Here is a 15,413-nt window from a genome sequence, read left to right on the forward strand (position 1 = left end):
TCTCACCTTTCAACATGCCTCCAGTTCTGGATTTGCCCACCCTGGCCCGGTGGCTTGCGGGCGAGTTTGACAATCGCGCCCAGTCGCTTGACCAGCCGGCCTGGTTTGTTCACCTGCGGCTATGGCACCGCCCCCTGCCCATTCGGATAAATGGATGCCTTGCGCTGTTTGCGGAACAGGCCAACGCGCTGTATTTGCAAAACCCCTACCGACAGCGGGTGCTGGTCTTGCAGGAGAATGACGACGGGAACACCGATGCGGGCGGTGGGGACGACGGCAAGCCTGCTGTGCAATATACCGTGCAATACTGGGCCTTTCGCCAGCCGGATCGGTTTCGGGGCGCGGGCGCACGACCGGAGCTACTGTCTGACTTAGCGCTAGACGACTTGCAGCCCCTACCGGGCTGTCGGCTGCGGCTGCGGCCTCAGGGAGACGGGGTGGCCGCAGAACCCATCGAGGGCGATCGCTGCTGTTTTCAATACAATGGCGAAACGCGCCAGGTTGTGCTGGGGTTTGAAGCCAGCCCAGGCCGCTTTCGCAGCTACGACAAAGGCGTTGACCCAGACACCGGCCAGGCGCTTTGGGGAGCGCTGATGGGCCCTTACGAATTCACCAAACAGGTGGACTATCCCCTCTGAAACGCCAGCAGGAGTGCCAAGATCGCCTACCAGGGATGACCCAAACCCCTGCAAAAGAAACATCGTCAATCTTCCCAATGCGATCGCTGAGGGCTTTCGGCTTTTGCCGCCGAGGAGTGACTTCACCCAATCAGAGGATTGTGGAGCGTCTGAAAACAAGGGTTCCTAATTGATTCTCTATAGACCCATAGAAGAAATGAATATTGCCGCCTGCATCCGGGATTTTGAGATGCAAGACTGAAGGGATGAGCTAGGATGTGTTTCGACAGATAAGTTGCTGGCTGAGTTTGAGTTGATCTGTTACCCAAGTGCGGCCGATTGAGCATCGGCTGATTGAATTGAACCGCTGGGTGCGGCTGTGGCTCCGCGCTGCTAGACTCCACGCTGCTGAGGGAGCGCTCTGCGAGGTCAGGATAACTTTTACCCTAGAGGAAATTTAACAAGTTAATTATGGTGAATCGTGTTGTTAGCCCGGATTTGCATCCGATGGTGAAATTTCAGCGTCAGGTGAAATCGCTCGTAGATTCAGATATTCTGAAGCCGAGCGATCGCCTTTGGAAGATTGCGCTGCTCTATGGCGACGAGTGGGCCTACTGGAAGCGCGAACTGGAGGACTTCGACTTTTCCATGCGAGATCCCGTAGCCGACTTGCTTGCTGTAGAGTCCTGGGACGAAGATTAATGAGCAATTAGGTTGCGATCGCCTATCCGCGCTTCATCAGGTCTAGATTTGGACGCACGCGGGCATGGATGGCGATCGCCGTGATGTTGTCATGGCCATTATGCTGATTTGCCAGGTCGATGAGCATGTTCACACCGTTATCTAGGCTCACCTGCCCGTCGAGCATTGGGTCGAGGTGGCTCTCGACATGGGTTTCCAGCAGGTCATTATCGGTCAGCCCGTCGGAACACAGCAGCAGCAGCAAATCCTCAGTCAGTTCGACAAACTGCACATCGGGATTGACGAAATGCTCGTCTCGCGGGCCGAGGGCTTGGGTTAGCTGGTAGGCATCGGGGCGACCGTAGGCGATCGCAGGCTCCACACCCCGCTGAATCTCTCGCTGCCCCACCTCATGATCTACCGTCAGCTGCTCCAGCCCACGACGGCGACTGTAGCGATAGAGGCGGCTGTCTCCCACATGGGCGATCGCCGCTTCGGTGTCCTGGATGAGCGCCAGGACTAAAGTTGTACCCATGCGACCGCTGCCCGAACTGGCATTTTCCTGGTTCAGCGTGTAAATCGCCTTGTTTGCCAGCAAAATGCCATCTCGAATGGTTGCCTCGCTGGGCAGTCCATCCTTCCAGTGATCTTGAAAATACTGCTGGAGCGTACTGGCAGCCAGGGCGCTGGCCACCTCGCCACTGGCGTGGCCACCCATGCCATCGCAGAGAATGTATAGCCCTTTCGCCTTGAGCGATCGCCCGTTCTGGCTTTCCAGCTTTTTCACGTCCACCTGGATGGCGTAATAGTCTTCGTTGTGTTCTCGCTGGCGGCCAATGTCGCTCCGTCCTGCATCTTCCAGCCCAATCAGCTTCATCGGCAGCACCACCGTTGGCAGGTCGTCGCCTTCGGTCTCGCTGTCTTCGTCGGGACTGCCCAACTCTAGGCGGGTGGGGCTGGACGACACGCTGATATCTGCCATCCGCGACACCGTGGGAAAAAGAATCTCCGTTGTTTCCGATTCAGCCGAATCAGACATCGGCAAGGCTTCTGAGTTGGTCGCCGGGGCCGGCGCAGGGTTGGCAGCAGCAGATTCTGCGGTGATGGGTTCCGCTTCCATTGCGGCAGGTTCTGCGGCGGGTTCCGACGCGACGAGTTCTGCGGTGATGGGTTCGTCTGTAACTGGTTCGCCCGTAATCAGTTCGGACGGGATTCGCTCACCGGTGATGGGTTCGTCTGTGGCTGACTTCGGAGGGGCTGTGTCAAGGAGGCTGGCGGTAACCCCACCGAGCAATACCGCTGTCGGATCGAGGGGGCGATTGGGATGATTGGCAGATGCAGCGTCGGCCGGCGCGGTGTCCTTTGCGGAAAGCGCAGGGGGAAGCACGATCGTATCTTCTGCCTGTATATCATCTGCTTGCAAATCAGGTGCTTGCAAATCAGGGGCCGTTTCGTCAGCCGCTTCAGGCTTATCGAGGGCGATCGCCTCTGTAGTCGCATCGAGGGCGATCGCCCCTGCATCAGGCAATTCCTGCTCTCCCTGCAACAGATCCGCAATCATGCTGAGGCAGTGCTGCAACACATCCACTGTGGCGATTGTGCCCAGTTCCAAATCCTGACAGACCTGCACCAGGGGATTCAGATTTTCGTGGCTGGGCTGTTGCTGCAACAGGAGTTTCCAAACGCGGCCCAGGTCGCGGAGCTGGGGGGACGCGTCGGGTTTATCCTGATAAAGCCGCTGAAGATAGAGCAACTGATCTTCATCGACCTTCAGGTTATTGAGTTCTAGCAAGCTCTGGGCATAGCCCACGGGTTGCAGTGCGTTCCACAGTTCCGTCATCTGGTGGAGCAGGTGGAGAATCTGGAACAGAGGCAGCACCTCCGACGCGCCCAGTTCTGCCAAGGAAGGTAGGCTGCTCCGGTCTTCCAGTAGCACCACAATTTGCCCATCCTTCTCCCAGGCATCGTGAATATGGGGCAGAGACGGATAAAGCTGCTGTTGCAAATCCAGATAAGTCTGGGCGATCGCCGGAATGGTGTTCTTGCTGCTCTGGGCGATCGCTTCATCACTCCGTGCTAGCCCCGCATCAGGTGCATCGGGGTTCTGGCTATAGAGCATCTCTAGCGGCGACAGGCGAAACGGCTGGCAGTCCAGTACGCGCACCTCAGCCCCCACCAAAGAGAGCGAAGTTGCAGACAGCGCCTCCAGCAGCCGATAGCGATGTTGCAGATCCAGGTAGGGCAGGGCGGGCAACACGAGCGGCCAGCCGACGGCTGCATCAACGGCGGCAATAATGGCTCGCCAGGACGTTCCCGCCGTTGCGCCGCAGGTCGGGCAAAGTTCCACATCAAAGGGCACCGACGACCCGCAGGCAGGGCAGGCGATTTCCTGGAGGGAAGCCCCACACTGCTGACAAAACTTGTTACTGTCGGGATTCTCGAATTCGCACTGAGGACAAACAAGCATGGGGGAACTTCCTTCACTCCCGTAGGCGGCAAGCCGGACTGGGAACTCTACTGAATAGCTCTTGAATCACTCTACTGAATCACTCTGCTGCCGTTGAAGCTGGCTTTGGCGACCTGACTCGGCTTTCGTGACCTGACGAATCGGCCGCTTGACTAAAAGGTTACACGATCCATTCTCGACCCGCACCCCCAACTCTACGGGCGTGGGCGCGATCTTGGAGACAATCTTGCCAATTCAGCCAATTCATCAGGTGTGAGATCGCGCCACTGGCCCGGCTGCAACCCGTCCAACCGCAGATGGGCGATCGCCACTCGCACCAGTCGCAGCGTCGGAAACCCCACTGCCGCCGTCATCCGACGCACCTGGCGATTGCGCCCCTCCGTCAGCGTTAGCTCTAGCCACGCCGTTGGCACGGTCTTGCGGAAGCGAATCGGCGGATCGCGCGGCGGCAACTCTGGCTCCTGGGACAAGATTCGAGCCTTGGCCGGGCGCGTCCGGTAGTTTTGAATTACCACCCCCTGACGCAGTTGTTGCAAGGCAGCCTCATCGGGCGATCGCTCGACCTGCACCCAATAGGTGCGAGGATGCTGAAACCTGGGGTTCGTTAAAACATGCTGCAAGCGCCCGTCGCTGGTGAGCAACAGCAGTCCTTCGCTGTCTCGATCTAGCCGACCCACTGGATACACCCTTGGAACCGGGATGTAGTCCTTGAGCGTGCGATAGGCTGGCGCAGGGTCGGGCAGTTCGCTAGGCTGCCCAAACTGGGTCAGCACATCGTAGGGTTTGTAGAACAATAGATAGCGATGAGGCACACGGTCGATCCAGGGGTGTAATCAGGCGGAGATGGGACAAGCCGATCCTAGCGAACTTCGGCTCCTGGAATGTGACTCGATCGACTAGCTAGACAGAGCAGCTAGACAGAGCAGCTACGCAGAGCAGCTAGGCAGAGCAGCTAAACAAAGCAGCCCGCTACCCAGCCCAACTGATTTCTATCAAGCTGGTTGAAGGCTCCTGGCGCGAAGGATGGCCAGAGGCGAGACTGATTCACCACTTGATGCCAGAGAATACCATCGGCGTAGCTCACCAATCCCGTCAGCAGCACCCATTCCTCATGCGGCACGACACCCCGAATGCCGTGGTTTGCCAGCCCCGGATAAGCTCGAAAGTTTGCCGCTGCCGGATAGACTGTGCCGCACTCAACGATTTGAAAGAAGCCACGTCCGTAGCCATAGCTTGGGTCTGGTGCCAGCGTGGAGGTGGAGGGGCCACCCACAGACAGCGGCGGATGATTGGGCAAGGCAGCGGGAAATTCTTCTGCGGGTGGCATGGGATCGGCAAGGGCGATCGCCGGGTTGATGTTGATGTCTGGCAGCATCACTTTCAGCGCCAAACTTGCGGCAATTGAAATTGTGGTGATGGTCACCACAGTCTTTCCAGCGTCATTGGAGGGGGGTGGCGGCTCCTTGTCTTTCACGAGCCGCAATTCCATATGATTTTCGTAATTCAGCATTGGGCAAGTCATGGCGTTGTGTGGAGTTCACTGGGTTATTCGCTGGGTTCGCTGGATTGCGAGTGGTATCTACTCTCCGAAGCAGAGCTACGCATGAAATGGCTGGAAGCCCCGTAGACGCTTTGGCTGGCGACCCAAAATCGCAAATCCAAAATCGCAAATCCAAAATCGCAAATCCAAAATCGAGAATTGATGGAGATCTGGAATGCAAAACGGGCGCAGCACACTGTGCGGTGTAGACGGATGTTCTACATCGTGTCAGCCGTTGGAAGCGGCCTATTCCGGTATCCCGAATTTAGATATCAATTTTTGATATTGAATTACTGATATCGTAATCTGGTATCGGAAAATATGCAAGAAAAATTCTGGGCAAAGTTTTTTGTGAATCTAGTTTAGAAATCTTCATGAAAACTAGGCATAAAATGGGGCGATCGCCCACTCTGCTGAAGATCCAGCAAAAGACGGGCGATCGCCTTGACATTGATAGCTTATCTTGATAGCGTAAAACAGGCTCTACAACCGCCCTCTCAAAGAACGTCTTAGATGTTCCGCAGCCCGTTTTTGGCTCCTATTCTGGAAGCGATCCGGCTGGCTGAATATTTGAGCAAGCTTTGTCAGGACAATGATTTCCGCTACTCTAGGTCTGGAGCGGGCTGATTTCCCTAAGCCCCAATCGGATATCCAGGGTAGGATATGGAAAATTCTGAAATCCATCCGCCAGAGGTTTCGCTCTGGTTAATGGGGTTGGGTTTGCGGTTCCAGAGTGCATCTCCATGACGGCCAGTGACGACCATCAGCAGACGTATCAGGCAATTTTTGAGAACCCCCCTCGGCCTGATATTTCATGGGAGAAGGTTTTGGATTTGCTTTGCGTATGCGGAGCGAAGCTGTTTCAAAACGGTGGCAACGACGGTCAATGGATTCAAGTCTGGTGTGAGACGCGCCGAGCCAACGCGATCTTCCATCGGCTAGACCATCAGCCCTGCCTCGCCCCATTGATGGTGATCGAAGTCCGTCGATTCTTGATCGCGTCAGGCATACAACCTCCCCGCACGAACGAGTAATGTTATGAGTACTTTGCTGAATTACCGAGGCTACACCGCAAAAGTAGATTACGACCCTGAAGCTGAGGTCCTTCATGGAACGGTTTTAGATTTGCGAGATGCTATCGTCTTTCAGGCAAAGGAAATAAAGGACGTTAAGCGCAATTTTCACGACGCGGTTGATCAGTATTTGAGTTTGATGGAGCGAACGGGGCAGGAACCCGAAAAACCGTTCAAAGGCAACATTGCGTTTCGTACCTCATCGGCAACCCATAAGAAGATTTCCCTGGCCGCCGCCCGCGCTGATATGAGCATCAATGCGTGGATGGATCAGGTATTGAGTGAAGCGGCCGATGCCGAGCTAAAGGGCTATCGCTATGAGCGGGGCAATGCCGGACATTTCAATCAGCTTGTGGCTGTGCCGCTGGAGCAGGCGGTTGCGACTTCTTCTGCGGTTTTGTTGACTGAGGTTCTGCGCCAGGATGGAGCGATCGCCCCTCAGTTGGTTAGCGCCTTCAACCCCTACGCCAGCCGCAAAGACCCCCACGCCAGCCTAGAGATTATGAAGTCTCTGGATCTGATTCTGCGAGGCATCGCCATTGATCGCGCTCAAGTTCAAGAGGGCATGGCAAAACTTTTAAGTCTCACCAAGTCGGATGATGTCGCTGAGGTGCCGCCCTTTGTGCTGAGGGCGATTTCAGATCAGATGTTGAGAACAATTAATCTAGACCCTGCTGCACCGGCGAATGTTAATTTTTCGCTGCATCCTGAAAATACACCCGTAATTAACACCTGAGCCGTGGTATTGGCATTGGAACTGCCCGATACCCTGGGCAATCTCTTTCCCGTGCTTCTCTGTTGACGCTTGAACTCTGACGCTTGAACGTCTGACGCTTGAACCCCACTTGCTGACCCAAGGCGCTGACCCAAGGCAAGGATTCTCGAACCCGGATGAGTTTGGGGCGATCGCTATGATTGCTCTGCACCAGTTGGGCGGGTTAGCATTGGCCGGGTTCATCTGGCAAAACTTCAACTGTTTACCCATCTATTGACCCATCTATGCAAGAAGCCGTTTGGGGTGCTTCAATCTTTTTAGGCTGATCAAGTAATTTTTTGAACGTTGTGCCCACACCTGGCAACTGGTGTCAGGCTTTTATCAATCGTCGCAATAGTCGCAAGAGTCGGAAGAGACAGTTCTGAGAGGGAGCGCTTTCAACCCCGCTAGGTGGAGCTTTTTCCAGGGTTTGAACCTCTAAGCTGTGCCACTTTTTAGAGTGGAACTAGTCCGGTTAAGCTACTGGCATAGGTGGCCGCATCCCCCAAATAGATGAACCTATAGACTACTACTGGTTTTAGCTCCCCTCAGGAAATTTCTCGTGAGTCCTGCCCGCCCCCCTCACGTTTCGCTGGTTTCCTCGACTAGCCTGCCCGCTGCGATTTTGGCTAGCGAGGTTTTTGCGTTCCTGTATCCAAGCGCAGAGATTGACTCTTTTATCGTCGAGCTGCAAAAGCAGGCCCACAGCATTATTCAAGAATTAATTCGCACTCGCATCCCGGTGGTGGTTCTAAAGCCAGGGCTAGATCGAGTTTTGGACGTGATTCGCAGAGAGTATCAACATCCAGAACTGGCACAGCGAATTGAAGACCTGATTGACCAAATCAACCTCTGCCTGGTGCCGCTGCCAGAGGGGCATGAGTGGGGAGAGGATCACGATTCCAAGCCACATGAGTTGGCGATCGCCCAGCGGGATAGGTTAAGCATTGTTGCATTCATACCTGGAAACTACTTCAATTTTGATGGCAGCATTCAGATCCACACGGCCAGCGACTTCCTCAAGTGGTTGCAGCAAATACCCCACCCTGTCGATGAACCTAGCGAAACGCCAGTCGCGGAAGAGTCCAGCCCGGCCCTAGAAACCGATGCTCCCACCGCTTCAAAATCGGTTTTGCCCTGGATCGGGCTGAGCGTTGCAGGGCTGTCGTCCCAATTTTTGCGATTTCACTCGGAAAGACCAGAGCAGACCGAAGCCCTTGTCGCGCTACTGTTGTACCACCTGCTGTCTACTGAGGCGCATCGCTGGAATTCTGCCAAGCCTGTGGAACTGGCCGAAAGCCTCGACTGGCTCCGCCGCTGGGCCAATTTGGATCGATTGGTCAGAGCAGAAGACGCACCTAGAGGCGGCGGAAAGTTTGACGATCTCGTAGCATTGCACGTACTAGGGCAGACAAGTGGGTCTGCTGTAGATGGGGCGCTGGATGGGGCGATCGCCCCAGGTGCGCTGCGTCCTCAAGAGACTGCTCTACCAAAACCCGCCATCCCTGCGGAACCAGACGAAGATCATAGCCCCAGTCTGCCAAAAGCTGGCGGGAAGCGATCGCAGTTTCCGATTCTTGACGGCGAAACTTGGCCCGACGACGGAGCCGGAGATCCGCCCGCGTCCGATCTAGACCCCACGAATGGCGGAGAGCCGACGCGCCCAACCCCTCCACCCATCTTTGAGTATCCAACCTTAGACCTTTCCGAACCTGGAGCGGATGGGGCAGGAGGCGATCCCGTTGTCGGCGATTTGGATGGCGACGATCCGGGAAGTCCTGGCAGCGACGATGGCGGTAGCGATCCGGGAAGCCCTGACAATGGGGGCGGCGGGGGCGGCGGCCAGCCAAAATCACCCAGAACTCCACACACTCCCCAGCCGCCCATCGATAGCCCGCCTGGAACAGATTCCCCAAACATCCCGGAACCCCCTGCCCCTCCACCAGGGCCAACCCAACCGCCACCCAATTTGGGTAATCCAGGCGATACCCCCGGTGGTGAGGTGCCAGGTAATAATGCGCCAGGTGATCATACGCCGGGTGGCAATGCGCCGGGTGGCAATGCGCCAGATGGGCCGGGTGGCAATGCGCCGGATAACAATACGCCGGATAACAATACGCCAGGTAATCACGCGCCGGGTGATCATACGCCAGGTGGCAGCAATGGTGGCAATAGCGGAAACAGTGGCGACAATGACGGACTGCCTGAGCCGCCAGGACTGGGAAATGGCGACGATGAGCTTCCTAGCCCGCCCATCGTTCCGCCCAATCTGCCAGAGCCGCCAATCGGGCCGCCCCCACCCAATTCTGGCGGCGCAGACGGGCCCCCACCGACCCAGCCGACTCCGCCGGATGAATCGGGTTTGCCCGGTAGCAGAGAGAACGACCAGCCAGGCGACGGGGAGTTACCCAACCCGCCGGACAATGTGCCTGTGTCGCCGACACCCCCTCCTGCGATGCTGGATGGCGCAGGAGGCAACAAGACTTTTGTGCTGCAACTGGGTCACCCTGAAGCCCTAGTGAGTGCTGGAAAAGAAACCCTCTCAGTCTCGGTGGGCCGCGAAGTCGTGATTGCGAACTTCAGCGGCGTGGGCACAGGCAGCATTACAGCGGCGAATCCGGATGAGCTGGATATGATTCAGCTGGTGGGTACGCCGTTCACTGCAAGAAACATGCTGCTGACCCAGGTCGGGGCTGACCTGCTGATTACTTTTGATGGCGCGTCCGATTTCACGATTCGCCTGAAGGACTTTGCGCTGAAAGACCTCGACAACTTTGTTGGGAACGGCAACCTGCTGTTTGACGGACACACGGCGATCGCCGATGACTTTGATGTCATCCACTGGCGCGAAGACCTGACTGTCTTCCGGAGTAACGTTGTCACCTTCCTCAATGACTATGACAACCGCGTTACAGGCCGCGACAACTCCAACGACACGATTAATGGCATGGGCGGCAACGATGTGCTGCTGGGGCTGAGTGGCGATGACCTGCTGCGCGGCGGCGATGGCAATGATCTGCTAGACGGCGGCATCGGCAACGATACGCTGGTGGGCGGTGCTGGGCGAGATACCTTCGTGCTGGGCCTGCGGCCGGGCGTGGATGCGATCGCCGACTTCGAGGTGGGGCTAGACAAACTGCGACTAACGGGCGGCCTATCTCCTAGCCAGTTGACCTTTAGCGCCAGCGGCAGCGATACCCTCATCCGCTATGGAAGCAGGACACTGGCAATTTTGCAGAATGTGCAACCCAACAGCCTGGACTTTAGCAACCTGTTTGATCCAACGAGCAATGCCACGGCGACCTAACCTATCGTCCTGCCCGCAACTGGTTCTGCCTGCAACTGGTTCTGCATACCAGTCGTTCCACCCACAACTGCTGACCTGCCGCGCTAAGATCGAAATCGCCTAAAAGCCTGGAATCCTCGACTTGGCGATCGCCCACAGCATGAACCATCGAGGAATTTCGAGGGTTGGGCTGTGAATCTGTCCGGGTTTCGGCGTTTTGCTGATGAAACAGACTAGAGGCGGGTGATAGCACATCTTGCAATCGAACTTCTTGGTATCTTATTGCGAAACCTGATAGGCTTTTTCAAAAGTTCATCCGGTCTAGGATAGATTCGTTCCCAAACGTTCTTTCATTAAGCTTGCTTGCAGATTTGTAAGTTTGCTTGCAGAAGTCTTTTGCTTGCTCGCGGCTGCGTTTCAGCCCTGTGGCGATCGCCCTGATTTTGGCGACCTCCCCAGGGCTGAGCCAAGATTCCCTCCTTTGAGGAACGCCACAGCAGCTAGTTCTCAACTAAGGTAGAAGCTTCAGTTGAGTCTGAGTTACTGAGTCTGAGCTGCACGAATCACGCTGATGATGGGTTTGGGTCAAGATCGACATGCTGGAATGCAAGATGTTGGAACGCAACATGTTGGAATACAAAGGCTATACAGCAGAGATTGAGGTGGATATTCAGGCCGGCGTGCTGCATGGTCGCGTCCGCGACATTCAGGATGTCGTGACCTTTGAAGCCGAGACTGCGGCTGAGCTAGAGCGCAAGTTTCGCCGCTGTATTGATGTATACCTAGAATTTTGCCAGGAAACTCAGCAAGAACCCAATCGCCCCGGTCTTCAGCCTGATTCCAAAACTATCGCCTTAAAAGCCACGCCCGATTTGTGCCGTGCCGCCGACCACGCAGGCAAAAGCATTGATTCCTGGGCGCAGGATGTCCTCTCTGAAGCTGCTCGTCGCAGCTTGGAACCCTTTGCTTAATGGGCGTACCTAAAGGTTGCATGAGAATTTAGGGAATTCTCAGTAACGCCACGTTTTTACGGTAACGCTGCGTTTTATAGTGGAGTTGCTGCTCATTCCTTAAGCAATTGTGAAAGCGATTACTCTGCTTGGCTCCACTGGCTCCATCGGCACCCAAACCCTGGACATTGTGAGCCAATATCCCGACCAGTTTCGGATTGTGGGGCTGGCGGCGGGGCGAAACGTAGACCTTTTGGCTCAGCAGATTCGCCAGTTTCGCCCCCAAATTGCTGCAATTTGTGATCCGGCGCTGTTGCCCCAGGTGAAAGAGGCGATCGCCGACCTCACGCCGCAACCCATCCTGCTCGCGGGCGAAAATGGCGTAGTCGAAGTCGCCCGCTATGGCGATGCCGAGGCCGTGGTGACGGGGATTGTGGGATGTGCGGGGCTGCTGCCCACCATTGCTGCCATCGAAGCGGGCAAAGATATTGCGCTGGCAAACAAGGAAACCCTGATCGCGGGCGGCCCGGTCGTGCTGCCGCTGGTGCAAAAGCATGGCGTGAAGCTATTGCCCGCAGATTCTGAACATTCCGCCATTTTCCAGTGCCTCCAAGGGGTTCCAGAGGGCGGGCTGCGGCGCATCCTGCTGACGGCATCGGGCGGCGCATTCCGCGATTTGCCGGTGGAAAAGTTGGCCACTGTTAAGGTTGCCGACGCGCTCAAGCACCCCAACTGGACGATGGGGCGTAAAATCACCATCGACTCTGCCACCCTGATGAACAAAGGGTTGGAAGTGATCGAGGCGCACTTCCTATTTGGGCTGGACTATGACCACATCGAAATCGTCATCCATCCCCAGAGCATTATCCATTCGCTGATCGAGCTAGAAGATACCTCCGTGCTGGCACAGTTGGGGCTGCCCGATATGCGCTTGCCGCTGCTCTATGCCATGTCCTATCCCGGCCGGGTGCCGACCCAGTGGGAACGACTCGACTTGGTGAAATGCGGCGATCTTACCTTCCGCGCCCCCGACCACCAGAAATATCCCTGCATGGGACTGGCCTACGCGGCGGGACGGGCGGGCGGCTCTATGCCCGCCGTGCTAAACGCTGCCAATGAACAGGCGGTGGATCTGTTCCTGCGGGAAAAAATCCAGTTCCTCGACATTCCCCGGCTGATTGAGCAAGCGTGCGATCGCCATCATCCGCGCAATCTGCCCCAGCCCACCCTCGACGACATCCTTGCAGCCGATCAGTGGGCGCGGCAGGCGGTGCTGTCGGCGAGCCAGCGGTTGGTAGCGTGATGGGGGATGCAGGGTGGCGGAGATTCAGAGATGATGGGATGGGGGGATAGGATGCGCGAGTGGTCGTCTTCAACACGCCAAACCCGCAATGCTCGTCCCCGTTACGCCAAAACGCTCACAGCCCAACATTCCCTCACTATGTCCAACCCCCTCCGCCGAATCAAGCAACTGCCCTGGCTGCCGCTGTTTCAGACGGCGGGCTATGCCGTGATTGGACTATTTGCGGTGGAACTGTTGCTGTGGTGGGGCGGTTCTCGACTGCCGTTTGTGGCGCGGACGAATGCCCTGATCTTTTCGCCGCCGCTGGATTTGCTGATTGTGCTGTCCATTGCGATTGGCGTGGGGGCTTTGGCGGTGCATTTGCTGGATCAGTTTCAGCGGCAGATTTTTATTAACCTGGGTGTTCTTTGGGGGCTGATTGCTTGCTTGGTGGTGATGGTGTGGGTGCGATCGCTCTCTGGCATCCCCTCGCTGCTGCCGCCCAGCCAGCCTGCATTGATGGGCTTGATTATCGGCGTGTTTTGGCGCGGCAAAAATCACTGGCGCTGGTAAACTGGCGCTGCTAAACCAGTTTGGCAAATTGAGCCTTTGGGGGCGATCGCCTTTGGTGCTGAATCCCACAGAATAGAGATAGATCTGCCCCTTCTCGCCCCAACTTGCCGCCATGCCTGCTTCTCCTCAAACTGTGGGGCCAACTTTGCCAAACGCAGCCGATAGCGCGGCTCCTGCCAAGCCCCTGCGCCTCAGTGCGGTGCTAACCCGGTTTCAACCCACGCCCGATTCCCGGCTGCTGGGGCTGGCGCTGCTCATTGGCACGGGTGCAGGGCTGGGCGTGGTTACGTTTCGCTATCTGATTCACCTAGTCAACCAACTCATGCTGGGGCGCGTGGCGGGCGTGCTGTCCGTTTGGGGACACTGGACGCTGGCGCTGCTGCCGATTTTGGGTGGGCTATTGGTGGGCGGGTTGCGCTGGGGTGTGCAGGGCTTTGGGCCGGGCCTGTCGGCGCTGATGGAAACGGTACAGGGCGGCAAGGAACTGGCCCCGCTCAAGCCCGTGAGCAAGATGGTGGCGGCCGCAGTATCGCTGGGCAGCGGTGCGTCCCTGGGGCCAGAAGGTCCGAGTGTGGAAATTGGCGCAAATTTTAGTCTGCTGTTGGGGCAGGCGCTGAAGGTGTCGCAAGCGCGGCAGTTGTTGCTGCTGGGGGCGGGGGCGGCGGCGGGTTTGGCGGCGGGGTTTAATGCGCCGATTGCAGGGGTGTTCTTTGCGCTGGAAGTGGTGCTGGGCAGCCTGTTTGCCCCGTCGTCGGCGAGTGTGGTGCTGCTGTCGGCGGTGGTGGCGGCGTGGATCGCACAGATTGGGCTGGGGGCAAAGCCTGCCTTTGCGCTGCCGGCCTATGAGGTGCGGAGTCTGCTAGAACTGCCGCTGTATGTGGGGTTGGGGGTGTTTGCTAGTCTGGTGTCCATTCTCTATCGGCAGGCAATGGCGATCGCCCAGCAGGCGTTTCAGGGGCAACTGCCGGGGACGCAATGGCTGGCGAAAATTCCCAATCCGCTGCATCCGGTGCTGGGTGGCATTGCGGTTGGGGCTGTGGCGCTGTGGTTTCCGCAAATTCTGGGCGTGGGCTACGAAACCATCGAGTCCATTTTGCAAGATGTGCAGTTTCCGCTGCGGATGGTGATCGCGCTGCTGGGGCTAAAGCTGGTGATGACGGCGGTGAGCTTTGGCAGCGGGTTTGTGGGCGGCGTGTTTGCCCCGGCGCTGTTTTTGGGCGCGTCGCTGGGGTTGGTGTATGGCAAAACATTGGCGATCGCCCTGCCCGTGCTGCATCCCTATATGGCCTCGCCGCCGGCCTATGCGATGGTGGGCATGGCAGCAGTGCTAGCAGGCAGCGTCCGCGCCCCGCTCACGTCCATCCTGCTGCTGTTTGAGCTAACGCAAGACTACCGCATCATTTTGCCGCTGATGTCGGCGGTGGGGCTGAGCATCTGGCTGGTGGAAACCCTGCAACCCACCAAACTGATGGACTCCGACGGCGAACAGCAGGAAGCCCCAGAGGAGACAATTGCCGGAATCTCCGTCCCCGCATCGCTGTTGGTGGTCGATGCTTTGCAGCCGATCGCCCTCAAGCTGTCTGCGAACCTGCTGCTGGCACAAGCCGCCCGCACCCTGATCGACCAGCGGGCCACCTGCGCCTTAGTGATGGACAACCTGGCCGGGCTAGATAACGTAGATCACCTGAATAATTTAGACTATCTGGGCGGCGACGAAACACTAGTGGGTATCCTGACCCTACGCGATATCAACCGCTTGATTCTCAAGGCTGAAGAAGCCCCCGACCTGCTCCAGCAACCCATCCGCGACCTCTGCACCACTCATGTCCTGTTTGCCTACAGCGACGAAACCGTGAAAGAGGCGATCGCCCGCATGGGCACTCGCGGCTTGCACCAGATCCCCGTCGTCGAGCGCGACCACCCCACCCACGTCATCGGCCTGCTCACGGAAGAGAGCATTACCACCGCCGCCCGCCTGGCCCGCATTACCAAAGCCCTAGGCGACAGCGAGGAGTCGTCGGAAGATTTTCAGGCTGACCTGGCAGAACGAAACGGAAAGGCGATCGCGCCGCCAGAGGAAAAAATCGAGATCGAGAGCCAAATTCTGCCAAATTCTCTAACAGTTGATGACTCTCTTGATGCCGAGAGCCTTGGTAAAGTTAGATCCTAATATCCATCATTCGCAATCCT

The 15,413-nt window shown here is 57.1% G+C and carries 11 protein-coding genes; 8 read left to right on the forward strand and 3 right to left on the reverse strand.

The window, feature by feature from the left end; translation table 11 throughout:
- Positions 1-14: 14 nt before the first annotated feature.
- Both HPC62_RS18985 and HPC62_RS18990 read left to right on the forward strand, forming a co-directional pair.
- Positions 15-638: a chromophore lyase CpcT/CpeT gene (locus tag HPC62_RS18985; protein WP_172358074.1), complete on the forward strand. Its 624-nt coding sequence runs from the start codon at positions 15-17 to the stop codon at positions 636-638.
- Between the two features lie 450 nt (positions 639-1,088).
- Positions 1,089-1,319: a DUF4327 family protein gene (locus tag HPC62_RS18990; protein ID WP_172358075.1), complete on the forward strand. Its 231-nt coding sequence runs from the start codon at positions 1,089-1,091 to the stop codon at positions 1,317-1,319.
- 22 nt (positions 1,320-1,341) lie between these two features.
- Here HPC62_RS18990 and HPC62_RS18995 read toward each other — a convergent pair whose 3' ends face one another.
- From HPC62_RS18995 to HPC62_RS19005, 3 genes are all read right to left on the reverse strand, one after another.
- Positions 1,342-3,765: a serine/threonine phosphatase gene (locus HPC62_RS18995; protein WP_172358076.1), complete on the reverse strand. Its 2,424-nt coding sequence runs from the start codon at positions 3,763-3,765 to the stop codon at positions 1,342-1,344.
- 194 nt (positions 3,766-3,959) lie between these two features.
- Positions 3,960-4,577 (reverse strand): pseudouridine synthase, encoded by a 618-nt coding sequence (locus HPC62_RS19000; protein WP_172358077.1) that lies wholly within the window; start codon positions 4,575-4,577, stop codon positions 3,960-3,962.
- 140 nt (positions 4,578-4,717) lie between these two features.
- On the reverse strand, positions 4,718-5,275 hold the full coding sequence (locus tag HPC62_RS19005; protein WP_172358078.1) for a hypothetical protein: 558 nt from the start codon (positions 5,273-5,275) through the stop codon (positions 4,718-4,720).
- 1,068 nt (positions 5,276-6,343) lie between these two features.
- Between HPC62_RS19005 and HPC62_RS19010 the strand changes: the two genes are divergently transcribed.
- From HPC62_RS19010 to HPC62_RS19035, 6 genes are all read left to right on the forward strand, one after another.
- The gene (locus tag HPC62_RS19010; RefSeq protein ID WP_205369888.1) at positions 6,344-7,114 is read left to right on the forward strand and encodes a type II toxin-antitoxin system HicB family antitoxin; all 771 of its coding nucleotides are present in this window, start codon (positions 6,344-6,346) and stop codon (positions 7,112-7,114) included.
- A 580-nt stretch (positions 7,115-7,694) separates the two neighbouring features.
- Positions 7,695-10,439: a hypothetical protein gene (locus HPC62_RS24015; protein WP_267313417.1), complete on the forward strand. Its 2,745-nt coding sequence runs from the start codon at positions 7,695-7,697 to the stop codon at positions 10,437-10,439.
- Between the two features lie 590 nt (positions 10,440-11,029).
- Positions 11,030-11,389, forward strand: coding sequence for a type II toxin-antitoxin system HicB family antitoxin (locus tag HPC62_RS19020; protein WP_216655287.1), 360 nt, complete (start codon positions 11,030-11,032; stop codon positions 11,387-11,389).
- Between the two features lie 109 nt (positions 11,390-11,498).
- A complete protein-coding gene (locus HPC62_RS19025; protein ID WP_172358079.1) occupies positions 11,499-12,671 on the forward strand; it encodes a 1-deoxy-D-xylulose-5-phosphate reductoisomerase in 1,173 nt (390 codons plus the stop codon).
- A gap of 138 nt (positions 12,672-12,809) precedes the next feature.
- Positions 12,810-13,223, forward strand: a complete 414-nt coding sequence (locus HPC62_RS19030; RefSeq protein ID WP_172358080.1) for a peptide chain release factor 1 — start codon at positions 12,810-12,812, stop codon at positions 13,221-13,223.
- Positions 13,224-13,335: 112 nt separating this feature from the next.
- Entirely contained in the window at positions 13,336-15,393 is a 2,058-nt protein-coding gene (locus HPC62_RS19035) for a chloride channel protein (RefSeq protein WP_172358081.1), read from the forward strand.
- Positions 15,394-15,413: the final 20 nt, after the last annotated feature.

The sequence above is a fragment of the Thermoleptolyngbya sichuanensis A183 genome (assembly GCF_013177315.1).
Taxonomy (GTDB): domain Bacteria; phylum Cyanobacteriota; class Cyanobacteriia; order Elainellales; family Elainellaceae; genus Thermoleptolyngbya; species Thermoleptolyngbya sichuanensis.